Below are 16,249 nucleotides of genomic sequence, written 5' to 3' on the forward strand. Positions count from 1 at the left end.
ATTAATTGTTCTTTTCCATTAAAAACCATGTGATATCGCCTTGCGTAAAGGCAGGGTCACGGTGATAGCAAAAGCCGTAATCAATAAGTTTAAGATCGGGGTATAAATCCATCATTTCACCTGCAAAATCTCTTTTAAATAATTTGTCTTGATGCCCATGATAAGGAATTTCAACAGGAGTTGGATTGTAATATTCTGCAAGGCAAACGTAACGGCTAGAAGATTCATAGAGCTTTTGATAAACCGTAGAGAGCACATTGGGATCAAGATGAATCAAAACACCTTTGATAAAAACAAGATCTCTTTGTTTTTCACATGTAAAATCTAAAATGGATTGATGGTAAATAGAAAGACCATTAATGGCGTTAAGTTGCTCGACGGCAGATTGATTAATCTCGATTGCGCTAAGCTCTGCTTGTGGCAACAGTTGTTTAATGGCGTGTATATTAAGCCCTATATTTGAGCCAAATTCAATAATGGAAGATATGTGAGGTGTTCTTGAAAATATTTTGGCAAAGAGCGCAATATTGGCTGCAATAATCTCTTTGTCGTTGTTTCTTTGGATGTAATTGTTCCCAAATTCGCCTGCCCAAAATTTTTCCTGCTCGGTTTTATATTCTTTCATTGTTCCATCCATTCATGATTATTTAATTTTAACTTAAAAGCAAAAATAATTCCACTAAAATCTAGCGTCTATCTCGGTTTTGAATTCCTCAACTAATTGAAGAAATGATTGTTTATCAAAGAATTTGATGCCTTGTGTATGCGAAGCCATATTGGTTCCCATTCCCCTTTTAAAATGTGAAATATTAAGTTCTTTATCGCCTGCATAGTCATTAAAACCGTCAATTTTATTGAGGTTACAAGGTTGCCCAAATCCTAATGTTTTAAAGCCTAGATTTTTAAAATAGACCATCGCATGCCAGAGTAGATAATGGTTTAACGGCAAGTTTTGAAAAAATTCATTTGTATCATAAGCACTACTTGCATAAACCGCATTTTCAGTATCGTGGAAAAAATAATCTGTCATCACGGTTCTATTGTTGTATTGAACCGCAATAACCGTTGCTAAATTTTTTTCAATAAGATTTAATTGTTTGTCGTATATTGCATCAGATTTTGGTTCTTTACCAGCATTGATCATATGAATTTTATGGAAATTGACATAGTGTTGATGTAACTCTTTGAAGTTTGAACTATCCGAGTAAAGAAGCGAATATTCACTACTTTTCGTCAATGAATTGATCAGGGCTTTGTAGCTTTTTCTAAGATTTGTCCATAGCTGTTCTTGTGACTTTTCTAGGTTTATTGCACACGTTGTATTGGTCGTATCAAAAAAACCATAGAGTCGAAGTCTGTTAAAAGAGCTGTTTTCAAATAAAGAGAGTTTGAATTTTATGAGAGAGAGTTTCAAATCCAAACTTAATGTATCAATGTGACTGAATATCAGTTGCTCATTTTTCGTTGAACTTGCCAAAGGAGCCATGATGTAGCCTCCTGAAATTGAAACCGATAAAGAGCCATTAATATTTTCTATCGGTAAAAGGCAAATCCCAACGCATTCATTGTTTAGCTCTAAAACAAAGCTTTTATCTGTCACAAGGTCAGAACTCGTTGTAAGATAGTACTCAATGATAGGGAGCGAATATTGAAAATCTATGTGATGATGAACTAAAAATTTATTCCATAGCTCCTCAAAATAGTCTTTATTCTGCTCTTTAAAGACTAAATTCACGCGGCAGCTTTACACTGTATCATGGTGGAGATCATACAAGGATGTCCCCATGGACATTAATGAACTCATTGTATGCTACAAGGTATTTTTTTTCTTCATTTTTATCCATCCACGGCACACTGACCCATTTGTTGTACTCATAGTGTGTCACGCCCTCAAGTTTAGCCCAGCCTTCCAAGGTATTGGGGAAGGTAATGCCAAATTGCTTGACGTACTCAAATAAGTCAGTACCTGGCAAAGGCCTAAAGAACGTTGTACTGAGTTTAAACCTTGGATGTTTTTGTCTGATTTTTTTCACATATTCTAACGTTTCATACAAGTTTTCAGCGGTCTCCGTTGGTGCTCCAAAGATGCATCCCGATGTTAATTCAACATCCGCTTGATACAGTTTTTCAGCAGCGTCCAAATAACTCTCCAAGTGACCTGTCCCTTTTTTGTAGACCTCTTCTACAATTCTTTTACTTCCGCTCTCAAGTCCAACGGTTAAGTGGTGGAGTTTTAAATTGCTTTTATTGATCTCTCTTAGGTCTTCAACGGTGTAGTTTTTAAGTTCCATCGCTCTCGCATCAGCAATCCACTCAATATGTGGAAATTCTTCGGAGACAAATTCCATAATCTCTTTAACACGTGCCTTGCGTGTAAACAGAGTCGCATCGAAAAATACGAGTTGTTTAAACTGTGTTGCTTCATATAAGTAACGTAAATCTTGTTTGATCAGTTCAATAGGTTTTTCTGCCCATTTACGAGTCTCTGGTGTCGCACAGAAGGTACATTTTGCGGGACATCCGTATTGGGTGACGTAGATAACTCTTTGGGTAGCAGGGTTAATATATTTGCTAACGTCAATCTTGTGATAGGGAATGGCATTCCATGTGATATCTCTATAATTTTTTGGTGTTTCGGTGTAGGTGATCTGAAGATTGTCTGAGGCTCCCATAACACGCTCTTTTGAATAGACACCTGGTATCAATCGAGTGACTTTCCCATGGTTTAAAAGATCCGCAATAAGCTCTCTAAACGAATTTTCACCATAGCCTGCAATGGCATAATCAACCAGTTCTGATTTGATGGTTTCATGTGGAAGGGCGGTTACATGAGGGCCACCTACGATCGTAATAATTTTGCTATTGAAGTTTTTGATTTTCGTTAATAAATCAAATCCAGATTTTGTTTGATAGCCCGTAAACATAGAGACGCCAACAACATCAGCGTTTTGGAGTAACGCGTTTAATCGTAAATCATCATCGACTCTTTCATCAAAAATCTCATAATTGATTGAATCAAGTGTGCTAATAGCAGCAGAAATTGCAAGTATGCCCAGTGGAAAATAATGAAAATCTTTGTAGGGTTCCATCTTTGGCATGATTAAAACAATATTTAGCATGAATGAGCCTTTTTGTTAGCATATATGATTTTTCTATTCAGTTTTGAGCAATAAATTACATTATAAAACATAGTGTATACGCTTGTCAATCTATTTTCAGTTCCTCTTTGTTTTCCCATACTTTGGCAAACGCTTTCACCACATCATCCATATCTTCTCTGCTCATACCCGGACGCATAAGCTCATGGGTAAACAGACGTTCAAAATGCAGACTCTCGCACACAGGGCAGTCGCCTTTTTGGTACGTTACATTGGAGAGGTTAAACGGATAGCCTTTGCTTCCAAACGCAATTTTGTGTACAAACATGGGTTGCAGGTAAATGGGCTTCACATAACCACATCCGATTAGCACATCAGAGTCATCGCGCATGATGGTACGAGGTAGTTCGGCTTTAACCGCTTTGATGAAGAGGTCACGATGAACGCCCGCAAGGTTTGCGTCAAACTCTAAAGGATGCACGTAAAAGGCATGTTTGATATGCTCTCGAAGGGTTGTTGTTTTAAGGCATGGAATGCTTTTAAGCGCCTCGCTGATGTAGGCGACATTTTCTTGGCGTATTTTTAGCAAAGAGGGCAGTTTTTTGAGTTGTTCACGTGCTACTGCACACTCCATCTCTGTCATACGAAAGTTAAAACCGACCATGTTGATAAGCTCATTTGGTGCGCTAAAGCCTTTATTGGCGATGACGGATTCTGCGTGGTTGCGGATGAGTTGGAGTTTATTAGCCAGTGCGTCATCATTGGTAACGATGACACCACCTTCGCCTGAGTGTATATGCTTGTGGTAATTGAGTGAGAAGACACCCATATCGCCCAAAGTTCCTGCAAATTCGTTTTTATGCATAGCACCTGGAGCTTGCGCAGCATCTTCGATAACGATAAGGTTATGTTTTTTAGCAATGGCATTGATGGCTTCAACATCATAAGGTTGCCCAAAAATGTCCACAACAATGATGGCTTTTGTTTTGGGGGTAATCTTTTGCTCAACGCTTTTAGGGTCTAAACAGTAGGTATCTTCCTCCACATCAGCAAACACAGGAATACCACCGTAAAAAAGCGGTGCAACGGCTGAGGCTGACATGGTGTAGGGGCTAACGATGACTTCATCGCCCGCTTCGATTCCAGCGGCTCCCACAGCGCAAATAAGCCCAGAGGTTGCAGAGTTGACACTAATGGCATGCTTGACACCAAAAAATGCTGCCCACTCTTTCTCAAAAGCACGTACTTCATTTCCACCGTAAAAATCATCATGCCAAGCACCCAGGTAAGTAGAGAGTTTGCCACTACGAAGTACACGTAGTACGGCTTCTTCTTCCTCTGCCCCTATAGTGTTATAAGCTGGAAAAGGGTTGGTTCTTACTTTCTCTCCGCCGTTGATGGCTAGTTTTTTCATCTTCGTTTCTCTTTTGCAATGGTTTCAAAAATTTTCATGTGAACATGCAGCTGTTCTTGCAATATCTGCTTGCAGGTTATATCGTCGTTTTGGAGTAAAAATTCAAGGGAATGTAGGGCATAGTTTTTCAATGTATTGGGAAGTGTTTTTTCATGTTCCAAACTAAAATAGCCTTCGTATAGAGGCGAGGGTATTTTGATAAATGTATCGATGCACAAGCCTCCATCTTTGATCTCTACTTTGCCATTTTCAAACCAGATGGTAAGATCAAACGCAGAGTAAGGAAGCTCTTCCATGCAACTGAGTACGCCTTGTGCATTGGCGAGTTTTACGTCAAAATCACCGCTAATATCTTCGTGCAATGGTGTTACATTTAACGCATTTATACTCTGTATTTCACCAAAAAAGTGGCTAAGTAGCGCTAGCATATGAACACCATTGTGAAGTAAGCCTTTGGTAAATACACCTTGAAAACGCACAGCTTTACCCCATTTTTCTTCAGCAATTGCGTTGGCAAGTTGAATCAAAGAAGGGTCATAGCGACGCATAAGGTGAATAAGAATTTTTTTCTCACTTGCAAGCAGTAGAGGTGTTAAGTGGGCCAATTCTTCAGCCGTGGCTACCAAAGGTTTTTCGCAGATAATGGCACTCAAATTTTCTACCGCTAAAGCCTCTTCTAGAGCTGCTGCATGAAACTGTGTGGGTGAGGCAATAGCGAGTAGGTCGATAGTTTCATACTGTAAAAGAGAGTCGAGTGAATGGTAAACGCCCATCTCTCCCCAGCGCCCGATAAATGCACCTTGGTTCGTACTATCAGGCTCACAAATAGCGGTTAATTTACAGTTGGGGTGTTTGCTGATAGCATGAGCATGCGAGGCAATGTTCTCACTGTTTGGCGAGTCGATAAGCCCACCAATACTACCTGCTCCAACAATGGCACATGAGAAAATTTTTTGCATTAAAAGTGCCTTTTCATAGCTATTTTTCTAAGAATGAAGCAAAATCTATGCCGAAATCTTCGGGGTTTTGATGCTTTTGCTCCAGCACCGAAAGTTCAAAATGCTCAAAACTGGTCAGTTGGTTTGCTTTTGGTAGAGGGACTAAGCATTCTCGCTTGGATGAAGGTATATATGAGATAACATTTTTACCCAATAGATAGGCCGTATAAAGCGCAACCGTGTCAATTCCAATGATAACGTTTGCGCTTGCGATATCCTCTAAAAGAGTGGCATGGCTAAATGTTGCATTGGGATCAATCGCTTGGTAGGTTTCAGGTGTATCGGAAGGGTGTAGGCGTATAAGGATATTTTTACAACCAAATTTTTCTTGATTTGCAAGAATGTCTTCAAAAACCTCTTTTTCGCTAAAGCCCCAACCATAGGCATCCCCAAAAGAGCGCTCAGCCACCTTGGCAGTCGGTTCACTCAAAAAGAGTAGGGTATCAGTCTTCTTGGTATTTGCTAAAACAGTTTGTGCGTCTTTGAGTTGAGCCAATAAGGCATAATTTTTGATGGCAATGATATTGGGAAGCCCTAAACTTTTGGCTTTATTGAAGCTTGCTTGATCGTGCGCTGCGATGAAAGAGGGGAGGTTATTCTCCCAATTTTTTTCGGGATATCCAAAGCGTTCACGGTAGTTTGTCCAGTGGTCTAAAAAAGCGATATTAAGGAGAGTGTGCGCTTTTGCATAGTTTAAAAAGTGGTATTCTAGATGGTTTTGCCAGCCTGTACTATAGAGCACAATAGAGGGGTTAAATGAAGCCAATTTGGTTTCAATGTCGCTTTTTTCTGGCGCTATTTCAGACCAGAGATGCTGGAGTTTTTTCGCTTTCATGAGTTTATTACAGGGTGAATCTGCTAAGCAGAAAATGCGAAATTCCCCCAAGGACATAGAGGCTTTTAAAAGCTCTAAAAGTATTTCAGCCCCTCCTGTATCGTGGGCAAAGAGAGCGATTTTTCTCACTCGACATCTTCTTTTTCAAGCCTGTCGCCAAAGCTCAAATTTTCTTTGGCACATTTGCCTAAAATATCTTTGATATAGCGAGGATGGAGTCCATACCCTGGGCGAACGGAGCGGATGTTTTCTTCGCTCAATACTTCACCTTTGGCAATATCTTTGGCGATATAAAGACTACGTGAGAATTGTCTACCTTTTATGGTTTTTTCATCGGTATGGTAGGTAGGGTGTCCTAATAATTTTTCAGTGTCACGTACCGCTTGAACCATTGCGGTAAATGCTTCAACGTCCAGTGAAAAACTCGCATCTGCACCACCAATAGCTTTGTCTAAAATGAAATGTTTTTCGATGACTTTAGCACCGAGCGCTACGGCAGTAATCGGTGCAGTGATGCCAAGCGTATGGTCTGAAAAGCCTGCAATAACGCCAAAACGTTTGGCAAGATCGGGTATGGTAAGAAGGTTTGCGCCCTCTAGTGAGGCAGGGTAAGATGAGGTACATTGCAATAAAATAATCTCAGAGTTATCTTCCCTTTGGCAAATGCGTATAACATCTTCAATTTCATTCAGTGTGGCAATACCGGTAGAGATAATCATAGGCCTCTGCTTGGAAGCCATATAGCGAACCAACTCGTAGTCCGTGATTTCAAAACTGGCTACTTTATAAGCGGGAGGATCAAATTGTTCTAAAAAATCCACAGCACTTTTATCAAATGGGGTTGAAAAACAGAGGAGTCCCTCTTCTTTGGCGACTTCAAAAAGCTCTTTGTGCCACTCCCACGGTGTGTACGCCTCTTTATAGAGTTCGTAGAGTGTTTTATTATCCCAGAGCGTGCCACCTTTGACGACGAAGTCCTCTTTGTCACAGTTAAGCGTTAATGTGTCAGCCGTATAAGTTTGAAGCTTGATGGCATCAGCCCCCGCTTTTTTAGCCGCTCTTATGGTCTGCTTTGCAGTTTCTATACTGTTGCCATGGTTTGCAGAAAGCTCTGCTATGATAAGTGTACGTGTGTCATCTAAGTTAAAATTACCGATGTTCATTGGTTAGCTCCATGCAAATAACCTCTTTGTCGTTAATGCTTATGCGCTCTTTTTCGCAAAATCCAAATTTTTCATACAATGCTTTTGCTTTTGTGTTTTCAGTAAAAACTTCCGCTTTGAGTATGTTCACCTTTAATCTCTTAAACGCATACTCTACAATACTTTGCATCAAAAGCGAACCAATCCCTTTTTGATTGAGCGTTGGGTTGGCATAAAGTCCCATCACGACACTCTCTTTGGATATCTCATTAAAGTCGATAACACCAATGTCAATGCCCGCGTTTTGGACTAAAAAATAGCGGCGATCTTCGCTTGTTTGCAGCGCTTCAATAAACCCAAAATGCTCTGCCTCGCTGATGTCATTCGTGTTATACATGTATGCTTTGACATTTTCGTGATTTCGCCACGCTAAAATCATCTTTTTTTGGGACTCATCCAGCGTTGTAAAGTTGCATAAATAAAGACGCATCCCACTCCTTTAAAACAGGATACTCCTGCTTTTGAAGATATGCAAACATATCGTCTTGGTTGTGTGCTACTTTAATCGCAATGAAAGGTACTTCCATGAAAAGTACCTCATGCACCATAACACTCGGCGTTACGATGGCAAAGCGGCTTTGGTGAAGTAGTTTGGCAACTTCGTTGGAGTTTACATGTAAAGCAATATTGGGCTTACCCTGCGCGTAGTTTTGAAGCTCACCAAGATGCGCATTTGCCATGGTTGAAAGAACGCATATACGCAATTTTTGTGGGAGTGTTTTAAGAATGGAAAGCGTGATGTTGGTCGCATCTGTCCCACCCATCGCTATAAATACGTCGTAAATTTTTTCACGCGCTTGTTTTTTTTCTTCTCTAAATTCGTTGCGAATGAGTGTATAAAGACTGCCACAACGAAGTTCACATTTTTTAGGCACAAGGTTTTTATAACGTTTGGCGTCTGCCGAAAGATTGTGGTTTAAAAGAATGTCGCAGTGATGAAGCTCATACGTGTCATCGAAGCTTAGGATTTTTACTTTTGTGGCCTCTTTTATTTTTTGCTCAAATTGTGCATCAATGCCGTAGTGATCGATCACTAAAAGCTTTACATGTAACGTTTTAATCAGCTCTATCAGCTCATCTGCATCGTTTGATTTTAAGATTCTGACTTCATAGGGAATGGAATCAATAATATTGCCTTCTAAGTTTTGGCAGGCAAAAATGACTTCACCTTCTAAGTTTTTGGCAAAGACAAGATTGCGCATGACATGTCCAAGCCCAATGGTGCTTGAACTATCACTCCGAATCAAAGTTTTCATGAAAGCAAAAGAGCTTTATACATAAATTCAGCGCGTATCCAGTCTTCAGGCGTGTCAATGTCTTGTACCAAGTGGCGAGGTAAAAGCACCGCCGTGGAGTGAGGTGCAAAGATCACTTGACCTTCCAACCACGCTTCGGGCGTTCCCCAGTAAAATTGTCCCGCATCGTGGTACGCTTCCTCTAAATCTTGACTCCTCGTGTTAAAGTGTTCAGGCGAGAACATCTCAACACGGTCATCTTTGGTGAGTCGAATCGCACGCTGAATGGGAAAAGGAAAACTGGTCGCACTAAACGCATAAGAAGCTTTGGTAGAGGCTAGTTTTTCATATGCTTCTTGGATGTACTTTGCTTGCACAAATGGTGCAGTGGCGTAGATACAACAGACCGCTTCAACATCGCTGATGTCGTGTACCGAAGCGGTAATCGCATGGGCGATGACGGGAATGGTTGCTGTGTGGTCATCGCTCAATTCTTTGGGGCGCATAAAAGGAACTTCAGCGCCCAATATTCGTGCCAAAGTGGCGATTTCTTCGTCGTCCGTACTCACGACAATTTTGTCAAAACAGCCACTTTTTTGGGCTGCTTCGATGCTATAAGCGATCATGGGTTTACCGCAAAATGCTTTAATATTTTTACGAGGAATACGTTTACTTCCTCCACGCGCTGGGATAATGGCAAGTCTCATAGATGGCATCCTTTGATGGAAGCGAGTGTTTCAAGCAGTGTGTCTGCTACCATACGTGCTTCTTCCATACTCATACCTTGATGGCAGGGGATAGAGAGTTCAGCTTTGTAAAAATCTTCCGTTGTTTCTAACCGTTGTTCACCAAAAAGCTTTTTGTAGTAACTAAATTGATACACAGGTTTGTAGTGGACTTGTACTCCAAGTCCTTTAGCGTGTAAAGCTTTGAAGATCTCTTCTTTGGAACACCACAAAGAACGATCAAGCAGAATAGGGTAGAGATGGTAGGTGCTTCTTTTAGATGTGTCGAGAGCAATTGTTGTAAAGTAAGGGTTTTTCGCAAATCGATCATCGTAGTAGTGTGCTATCTCTTTGCGTTTGTCGATAAAGGCGTCTAAACGTTTAAGTTGTGAAAGCCCCAATGCACACGCTACATCGCTAAGACGGTAGTTTTCACCCAGCGTAATCATGTCGGAATTCCAGAGCTCTTTTTTGACAATACCATGACTTCGTAACAGTTTTGCTTGCTCATAAAAGGCGGTATTATTTGTGGCAATTGCACCACCTTCAAACGTCGTGATCGGCTTGATGGCGTGAAAACTAAAGATGGTCATATCGGCAACAGTGCCTACTTTTTGCCCATTTATTTCACTGCCAAGCGCATGGCTTGCATCTTCGATGAGCAACAGTTTGTGTTTGTCACAAAGTGCTTTAATGGTATGAATAGGCAGTGGATTTCCGCCAAAATCCACAGGCGCTATTGCTTTGGTTCGAGGAGTGATTAACGCCTCTATTTTGCGCTCATCCATATTGCCATCATAACGAATATCGCAAAATACAGGAGTTGCCCCACATTGGATGGCAGTGTTCGAAGTAGCGGCAAACGTGAGAGGTGTTGTGATGATCTCATCACCCTCTTGAAGTCCGATGATCTGATAGGCGACATGTAAAGCTGAAGTGGCGGAGTTCATCACGCAAACGTGCTTTACGCCCAAGTAGTGTGCTAGCGCTTCTTCAAAGTCACTCACTTTTTTACCACCTGTGAGAAAATCGCCTTTCAGCGTCTCAACAACTGCATCTATATCGCTTTGGTCTATGCTTTGTTTGCTGTAAGGAATCATGCGTTTATCATCTCCATCAAGCCTTTGGCATCAAGCCACTGTGTATTGGTCTCAGAACTGTATTCAAAGCCGTATTTCACAGGCGTTCCTGTTTCTCCAATGGCATTACATGTAAAGTCGTTTTGTTGTGTAAAAAGAATGCTCGGTTGAATGACATAATGGTCATGAAATTCAAGTGTTAAGTGGCTGTCATCTTTAGGAACCATGACTTCGTGCATCTTCTCACCAGGACGAATACCGATGATTTTTACACCCAAATGCGGTGCCATACTTTTGGCTAAATCAACCATTTTCATAGAGGCAATTTTCGGGATAAATATCTCGCCACCCTTCATGCGTTCAAAGTTTTTAAGTACAAAATTGACCCCTTGCTCAAGCGTAATCCAAAAACGTGTCATCTCCGCTTCAGTAATAGGAAGTTCTTTAACACCCTCCGCAATGAGTTTTTTAAACAAAGGAACGACAGAGCCACGACTTCCTACAACATTGCCATAGCGGACAACAGAAAATTCGGTTCGTCTTGCCCCTCTGATATTATTGGCGGCGACAAAAAGTTTATCGCTAGCAAGTTTGGTTGCACCGTAAAGATTGATAGGATTGGCCGCTTTATCGGTAGAAAGTGCTATGACTTTACTCACACCGCATTCAAGGGCTGCATCGATGACATTTTGTGCACCATAGATGTTGGTCTTGATGCATTCCATTGGATTGTATTCTGCTATGGGGACGTGTTTGAGTGCTGCGGCATGAATGACATAATCAACACCATACATCGCATTTTTGAGGCGATCAACATCTCGCACATCGCCAATAAAAAAACGCATCACTGGGTCAGTGAATTGTTGTGCCATTTCGTACTGTTTAAGTTCATCTCTGGAGTAGATAATGATTTTATTGGGTTTGTATTTTTTTAAAAGAATTTCAGTATATTTTTTGCCAAAACTACCTGTGCCACCGGTGATAAAAATATTTTTTCCATTAAACACGATAACCCTTTGTGTCAATATTTTTGATTTTAAAGCAATTTTAATTCCGCTTCCTCTATTTGACATTCGTATGATAGGAGTAGTATAATGAATGTATCTTTAAACGAGGAGCATCTGATGAAAGTTTCCAGTAGTTCCAATACGCAAGTACTCAATTTAATTACCCAAAACAAGTCTCAAACAGACATTATGTTAGAAAAAATCAATGCGACAAAAGAGCTTAGTGGTAAAGATGGCGCTAACTTGGTGGTTTCCGATACGTTAGCTTCTCAAATTGCTTCTTTAAGCCAAGGTGTGCAAAATGCCAATGAAACCATTGGGATGTACCAAATAGCAGACGCTTCTGTTCAAGCTATCCAATCAGGAACGGACAAGCTGAATGATCTCTCTGTGCGTTACAACAGTGCGACGCTAGGATCTGATCAAAAAGCCATTTTAGAAAAACAGTTCAACGAGATCAGTAGTTCGATGCAAGACATTGTTGCACAAACGACATACAATGGTCAAAACCTCCTCAGCGGTAATTCTGGACTGAGTGTTTCTGGCGTCAGTGACTTAACGATAAAAGATCAAGAAGGTATCGCTAATTTTAGAGAAAACCTCAGTTCTCTTTCTTCAACCATTAGTTCTCAGCTCAACAGTGCAAGCAGTAGCATTACAACTTCATTGACCGCTATGACGAACTTAAGCAGTGCCAATGCGCAAATCTCAGAAAAACCACTCGATCAAAAGATTGCAGAAATCAACAGCGATCAGATCAAACTTAGCAGTTCTGTCTTAACCCAAATTCATCAAAACAGTATGATGCAACAAAATATTTCGGCACTTTTAGTTTAAAAGTGCCTTCCTTTATTTAGCCTCTTCCCATGCCACGAATCAATAATAAAATTTTTTATGAAAACGCTATAAAACGTTATGGCTGTACGGCTAAAGGCTTAAATTGGAACTCCAAACAGTCACAACATACACGTTTTGAAGTGATTCATGAACTTTTAGCAGATCACTTACCATCAAGCTCCATTATCGATGCAGGATGTGGCTTTGGCGATCTTTATCTTTTCTTGCAACAAAAAGGTTCTTTGCCACGTAAATATGTAGGCTACGATATGCTCCAAGAAGCTATCTTTGTTGCGCATAAGCGTACCAAACAACAGTGTGTGCATAAAGACATTTTAAACGATGACCTTGATTTTGCTGACTTTTATGTGGCGAGTGGTTCGATGAATATTTTGAACCGTGCGGAGACTTTTTTATTTATTCGCCGTTGTTTTGAAGTTTCGAAAAAAGGCTTTGTTTTCAACATGCTCAGAGGTGAAGAAAAAGAAGGGCATTTTAATTATTTTTTACCCGAAGAGATTGAAGAGCATGTGAGTGATTTTGTTTATGATGTTGAGATTTATGATGGGTATATGGACGGTGATTTTACGGTATTTTTGAAGAAGGAAGGTGTATGAAAAAACTTTTACTAGGAGTCATTGGACTCTATTTGGTAGCGATGGGGTATTTGTACTTTACTCAAAATGATCAGCTCTTCCCAGCCAAATTGATCGAAAAGCAAGCCAAAGTGAGTGGTGAAAACATTGAAGGACTCTCTCTACGTGTAAGCGATGCTGTCGTGTTGGATGGAGTCGTGCGCAAGGATGAAGCGAGCGATGCAGGACTGATTCTCTATTTTGGTGGCAATGCCGATGATGCAACACGTTTTGTTTTAGATGTCAAAGAACTTCAAGGCTATGATATTGTTGCTTTTAACTACCGAGGGTATGTTGGCAGTAGTGGAACACCCAGTGAAGAAGCTCTCTTTAACGACGCCCTAAAAATTTACGATACCTATGCCAAAGGTCGTAAAGTTGTTGTCATTGGACGAAGCCTTGGTACGGGGGTTGCGACCTATCTTGCAAGCAAGCGGGTGGTCGATGGTTTGGTTTTGCTGACACCGTATGATTCGATTCTTTCCATTGCAAAACTCAAATACCCATTCTTCCCGATTGACCTATTGCTACAAAATAAATTTGAAAGTGTTGACTACCTCCCTTTTGTAAAAGCAAAAATTGCAGTGATAGAAGTAGAAAATGATGCTACTATTCCACGGTATCATCTTGAAAAGCTTTTAGAAGCGATGCCCAGACGTCCTTTGCATGTCATTCTTGCCCATACTACACATGGAAAAGTGCTCGAACACCCAGCCTTTACTAGTGAACTTCAAATCATATTAGGAAAAATTAGTGAATAAAGTTTATATCAAACACTCCGTTGTCCCAAAATTAAGACGCTTTACCCCGTGGGTTTATGCTAACGAAATTGACTCTAGCTTAGAGGAGTTTCAAAGCGGTGAAGTCGTCGCACTCTTTTCCAAAAAAGATGGTTTTTTAGGAACAGCCTATGTCAATCCAAAATGTGCGATTTTCGCGCGCATTCTTAGCTTTGGCAAAGAGGAGATTAGTAAAAAGTTTTTCCATAATCGCATCAAAAGAGCCATCGCAAAGCGTGAAGCGTTACTTTCGGGGACAAATGCCGTACGTCTCATCCACTCCGAAGCTGACTTCTTGCCAGGGCTTATCGTTGACAAGTATGGAGACACGCTCTCCATTCAGATCAACACCGCTGGTATGGAAACTTTTCGTGAGCTAATACTCAGCACACTCAAACAACTCGTGAATCCTTCGTGGATTGTCGAAAAATCGGATGAGCACTCACGCGAAATCGAAGGATTAGAGAGTAAAAATGGCACACTTTTTGGTACACCTTCTAAAGAGTTTGAACTTAAAGAGAATGGGTTAATTTTTTTAGTGGACATCGAAGATGCCCAAAAGACGGGCTTTTACTTAGATCAGCGTAAAAACAGAGCGATTTGTGCGAGCTACATTAAAGAGAATGATACGGTACTTGATATCTGTTGTAATGCGGGTGGCTTTGGCATCTCTGCCCTTGCCAAGGGCGCTAAAAATGCCGTCTTTGTGGATATCTCCGAATCAGCTATAGAGCAAACCAAAGTAAATTTACAAGCCAACGCGATGGAAACGTATGAAACCTATGCTGCCGATGCGTTTACGTTTATGAAAGAGAAAAAATACAAAAACAATTTTGACCTAATCGTTCTTGACCCGCCATCCTTCGCAAAAACAAAAGAGCAAGCAAGCGGAGCTAAACGAGGATTTAAACACCTTTTGATGGAATCCACCAAAGCGGTAAAAGATAGTGGCTTAATCGCGCTGTTCTCATGTTCATTTCATGTCGGCAAAAAAGAGCTTTTGGAAATCGCTATGGAAGTGTCACACGATCTTAAAGTGCAATACATCCTCCTAGAGCAAATGCAACAAGACAGTGACCATCCGTGTTTGATTAATGCAAGTGCATCGTTTTATTTGAATGGGTTGTTGTTGAGGGTTGAGAAGTAGCTTTCTGGCTACTTCTCAAATGAGATTAAAAATTTCTGGCGTCGCAGTGAACATTTGCACAATGCGTGGGTCATCTTGACTGTATCCATAAACAGCAACATAAATCTTTTCAAGCCATCTTTGCAAGGTTGTTTTAGGAATTTTACGCACGTTTGGATGATAGACCAAAAGCTTCATCTCTGGAGGCGCTTCAACGCTTTGCAGTGCTAAAATATAATCAAACGAATCAATTTTCAATGCGCCCAAATGGCGGTAAAATTGTTCTCGTTTCTCACGGATTTCTTTATCGGGTGAATACTCCTCAGGCGATTCGATCTCAATGAGAAGCGCTCGTATGCCATGCATTTTAAAAAGCTGTTCAATGCTATTTTTTAAAAGTGTTGAGCCAAGACCTATGCCTCTTTGTGTCTCATCAATCGCCATGTATTCTAGCAAGAAAAAATCTTCATTGTGCGGATGATACATAATGCAAAATCCAACAATTTTTTCGTCATTGTATGCCAAGTAGATGGTATAAAAAGAGGCGTGAATCATTTGCAAAAGTGCGTTGCGAGATTTTTGTTCACTGAGTGGAAAAGCAGTAGAGTAGATGGCATAAAAGCCATCAAACTCGTGTGTATTATTTCTCTCTAAAGCGCTTACTTTTAAAGCCATAAGAGGTTATTTTAAAATACGTGGTAAGGTAATGCCTGTTTGACCTTGGTACTTACCGTGTTTGTCTTTATAGGTGGTTTCACATGGCGTGTCACCCTCTAAAAAGAGCACTTGCGCGATGCCTTCATTGGCATAAATTTTAGCAGGCAATGGCGTAGTATTTGAAATTTCGATGGTGATGTGACCCTCAAATTCTGGCTCAAATGGTGTGACGTTAACGATGATGCCACAACGAGCATACGTACTTTTGCCCAAACAAATGGCAAGGACATTTTTAGGAATTCTAAAGTACTCAACCGTACGTGCCAATGCAAAAGAGTTAGGTGGAACGATACAGATGTCACCTTCAAAATCGATAACATTTTTATCGTCAAATTCTTTAGGGTCAACGACCGTCGAATTAACATTGGTAAATATCTTAAATTCACGTCCTACACGGATGTCATAACCATAACTACTGACACCATAACTTACAACATCTTTGCCGACCTGACCGTCGCAAAAAGGCTCTATCATACGCTCTTTGAGCGATTTTTCTCGTATCCAACTGTCTGCTTTTAAACCCATAACTTCCCTTAAGTGATCGTATATATTTTGTATGGTA

At 40.6% G+C, this 16,249-nt stretch carries 18 protein-coding genes; 4 read left to right on the forward strand and 14 right to left on the reverse strand.

Going from position 1 to position 16,249, the window contains the following annotated elements:
* Window position 1: 1 nt before the first annotated feature.
* The 12 genes from V7Q04_RS09435 to pseB form a co-directional block, all read right to left on the reverse strand.
* Window positions 2–625 (reverse strand): pseudaminic acid biosynthesis-associated methylase, encoded by a 624-nt coding sequence (locus tag V7Q04_RS09435; protein WP_333804774.1) that lies wholly within the window; start codon window positions 623–625, stop codon window positions 2–4.
* A gap of 54 nt (window positions 626–679) precedes the next feature.
* A complete protein-coding gene (locus V7Q04_RS09440; RefSeq protein WP_333804775.1) occupies window positions 680–1,735 on the reverse strand; it encodes a hypothetical protein in 1,056 nt (351 codons plus the stop codon).
* A 31-nt stretch (window positions 1,736–1,766) separates the two neighbouring features.
* On the reverse strand, window positions 1,767–3,119 hold the full coding sequence (locus V7Q04_RS09445; protein WP_333804776.1) for a B12-binding domain-containing radical SAM protein: 1,353 nt from the start codon (window positions 3,117–3,119) through the stop codon (window positions 1,767–1,769).
* Window positions 3,120–3,204: 85 nt separating this feature from the next.
* Window positions 3,205–4,512 (reverse strand): DegT/DnrJ/EryC1/StrS family aminotransferase, encoded by a 1,308-nt coding sequence (locus V7Q04_RS09450; RefSeq protein ID WP_333804777.1) that lies wholly within the window; start codon window positions 4,510–4,512, stop codon window positions 3,205–3,207.
* Window positions 4,509–5,471: a Gfo/Idh/MocA family protein gene (locus V7Q04_RS09455; protein WP_333804778.1), complete on the reverse strand. Its 963-nt coding sequence runs from the start codon at window positions 5,469–5,471 to the stop codon at window positions 4,509–4,511. The genes V7Q04_RS09450 and V7Q04_RS09455 overlap by 4 nt, the downstream gene beginning before the upstream one ends.
* A 19-nt stretch (window positions 5,472–5,490) precedes the next feature.
* On the reverse strand, window positions 5,491–6,474 hold the full coding sequence (locus V7Q04_RS09460) for a hypothetical protein (RefSeq protein WP_333804779.1): 984 nt from the start codon (window positions 6,472–6,474) through the stop codon (window positions 5,491–5,493).
* Entirely contained in the window at window positions 6,471–7,508 is a 1,038-nt protein-coding gene (gene pseI, locus V7Q04_RS09465) for a pseudaminic acid synthase (RefSeq protein WP_333804780.1), read from the reverse strand. Before pseI ends, V7Q04_RS09460 begins: the two co-directional genes overlap by 4 nt.
* A complete protein-coding gene (pseH, locus tag V7Q04_RS09470; RefSeq protein ID WP_333804781.1) occupies window positions 7,495–7,977 on the reverse strand; it encodes a UDP-4-amino-4,6-dideoxy-N-acetyl-beta-L-altrosamine N-acetyltransferase in 483 nt (160 codons plus the stop codon). Before pseH ends, pseI begins: the two co-directional genes overlap by 14 nt.
* A complete protein-coding gene (pseG, locus tag V7Q04_RS09475; protein ID WP_333804782.1) occupies window positions 7,940–8,803 on the reverse strand; it encodes a UDP-2,4-diacetamido-2,4,6-trideoxy-beta-L-altropyranose hydrolase in 864 nt (287 codons plus the stop codon). The genes pseH and pseG overlap by 38 nt, the downstream gene beginning before the upstream one ends.
* The gene (pseF, locus tag V7Q04_RS09480; protein ID WP_333804783.1) at window positions 8,800–9,489 is read right to left on the reverse strand and encodes a pseudaminic acid cytidylyltransferase; all 690 of its coding nucleotides are present in this window, start codon (window positions 9,487–9,489) and stop codon (window positions 8,800–8,802) included. Before pseF ends, pseG begins: the two co-directional genes overlap by 4 nt.
* Entirely contained in the window at window positions 9,486–10,607 is a 1,122-nt protein-coding gene (gene pseC, locus V7Q04_RS09485; protein ID WP_333804784.1) for a UDP-4-amino-4,6-dideoxy-N-acetyl-beta-L-altrosamine transaminase, read from the reverse strand. Before pseC ends, pseF begins: the two co-directional genes overlap by 4 nt.
* The gene (gene pseB, locus V7Q04_RS09490) at window positions 10,604–11,593 is read right to left on the reverse strand and encodes a UDP-N-acetylglucosamine 4,6-dehydratase (inverting) (protein WP_333804786.1); all 990 of its coding nucleotides are present in this window, start codon (window positions 11,591–11,593) and stop codon (window positions 10,604–10,606) included. The genes pseC and pseB overlap by 4 nt, the downstream gene beginning before the upstream one ends.
* 117 nt (window positions 11,594–11,710) lie before the next feature.
* Between pseB and V7Q04_RS09495 the strand changes: the two genes are divergently transcribed.
* Genes V7Q04_RS09495 through V7Q04_RS09510 form a run of 4 tightly spaced genes read left to right on the forward strand, consistent with a single transcriptional unit; the run spans window position 11,711 to window position 14,991 of the window.
* Window positions 11,711–12,430, forward strand: coding sequence for a flagellin (locus V7Q04_RS09495; RefSeq protein WP_333804788.1), 720 nt, complete (start codon window positions 11,711–11,713; stop codon window positions 12,428–12,430).
* Between the two features lie 29 nt (window positions 12,431–12,459).
* Window positions 12,460–13,047 (forward strand): class I SAM-dependent methyltransferase, encoded by a 588-nt coding sequence (locus V7Q04_RS09500; RefSeq protein WP_333804789.1) that lies wholly within the window; start codon window positions 12,460–12,462, stop codon window positions 13,045–13,047.
* Complete coding sequence (locus V7Q04_RS09505; protein WP_333804790.1) at window positions 13,044–13,826, forward strand: alpha/beta hydrolase; 783 nt, start codon at window positions 13,044–13,046, stop codon at window positions 13,824–13,826. The genes V7Q04_RS09500 and V7Q04_RS09505 overlap by 4 nt, the downstream gene beginning before the upstream one ends.
* The gene (locus V7Q04_RS09510) at window positions 13,819–14,991 is read left to right on the forward strand and encodes a class I SAM-dependent rRNA methyltransferase (protein ID WP_333804792.1); all 1,173 of its coding nucleotides are present in this window, start codon (window positions 13,819–13,821) and stop codon (window positions 14,989–14,991) included. The genes V7Q04_RS09505 and V7Q04_RS09510 overlap by 8 nt, the downstream gene beginning before the upstream one ends.
* 15 nt (window positions 14,992–15,006) lie before the next feature.
* On the opposite strand, the gene V7Q04_RS09515 is transcribed toward V7Q04_RS09510, so the two are convergent.
* Window positions 15,007–15,645 (reverse strand): GNAT family N-acetyltransferase, encoded by a 639-nt coding sequence (locus tag V7Q04_RS09515; RefSeq protein ID WP_333804794.1) that lies wholly within the window; start codon window positions 15,643–15,645, stop codon window positions 15,007–15,009.
* 6 nt (window positions 15,646–15,651) lie between these two features.
* Window positions 15,652–16,212 (reverse strand): dCTP deaminase, encoded by a 561-nt coding sequence (dcd, locus tag V7Q04_RS09520; protein ID WP_333804795.1) that lies wholly within the window; start codon window positions 16,210–16,212, stop codon window positions 15,652–15,654.
* Between the last annotated feature and the right edge of the window lie 37 nt (window positions 16,213–16,249).

The sequence above is a fragment of the Sulfurospirillum sp. genome (genome assembly GCF_036802865.1).
Classification (GTDB): domain Bacteria; phylum Campylobacterota; class Campylobacteria; order Campylobacterales; family Sulfurospirillaceae; genus Sulfurospirillum.

What these genes read in the sequence shown, in the direction of transcription:
- V7Q04_RS09435 (WP_333804774.1), bottom strand. Translation starts at nt 625, where the DNA reads ATGAAAGAATATAAAACCGAGCAGGAAAAATTTTGGGCAGGCGAATTT.
- V7Q04_RS09505 (WP_333804790.1), top strand. Translation starts at nt 13,044, where the DNA reads ATGAAAAAACTTTTACTAGGAGTCATTGGACTCTATTTGGTAGCGATG.
- dcd (WP_333804795.1), bottom strand. Translation starts at nt 16,212, where the DNA reads ATGGGTTTAAAAGCAGACAGTTGGATACGAGAAAAATCGCTCAAAGAG.
- pseC (WP_333804784.1), bottom strand. Translation starts at nt 10,607, where the DNA reads ATGATTCCTTACAGCAAACAAAGCATAGACCAAAGCGATATAGATGCA.
- V7Q04_RS09515 (WP_333804794.1), bottom strand. Translation starts at nt 15,645, where the DNA reads ATGGCTTTAAAAGTAAGCGCTTTAGAGAGAAATAATACACACGAGTTT.
- pseF (WP_333804783.1), bottom strand. Translation starts at nt 9,489, where the DNA reads ATGAGACTTGCCATTATCCCAGCGCGTGGAGGAAGTAAACGTATTCCT.
- pseG (WP_333804782.1), bottom strand. Translation starts at nt 8,803, where the DNA reads ATGAAAACTTTGATTCGGAGTGATAGTTCAAGCACCATTGGGCTTGGA.
- V7Q04_RS09455 (WP_333804778.1), bottom strand. Translation starts at nt 5,471, where the DNA reads ATGCAAAAAATTTTCTCATGTGCCATTGTTGGAGCAGGTAGTATTGGT.
- pseI (WP_333804780.1), bottom strand. Translation starts at nt 7,508, where the DNA reads ATGAACATCGGTAATTTTAACTTAGATGACACACGTACACTTATCATA.
- V7Q04_RS09495 (WP_333804788.1), top strand. Translation starts at nt 11,711, where the DNA reads ATGAAAGTTTCCAGTAGTTCCAATACGCAAGTACTCAATTTAATTACC.
- pseH (WP_333804781.1), bottom strand. Translation starts at nt 7,977, where the DNA reads ATGCGTCTTTATTTATGCAACTTTACAACGCTGGATGAGTCCCAAAAA.
- V7Q04_RS09445 (WP_333804776.1), bottom strand. Translation starts at nt 3,119, where the DNA reads ATGCTAAATATTGTTTTAATCATGCCAAAGATGGAACCCTACAAAGAT.
- V7Q04_RS09450 (WP_333804777.1), bottom strand. Translation starts at nt 4,512, where the DNA reads ATGAAAAAACTAGCCATCAACGGCGGAGAGAAAGTAAGAACCAACCCT.
- V7Q04_RS09500 (WP_333804789.1), top strand. Translation starts at nt 12,460, where the DNA reads ATGCCACGAATCAATAATAAAATTTTTTATGAAAACGCTATAAAACGT.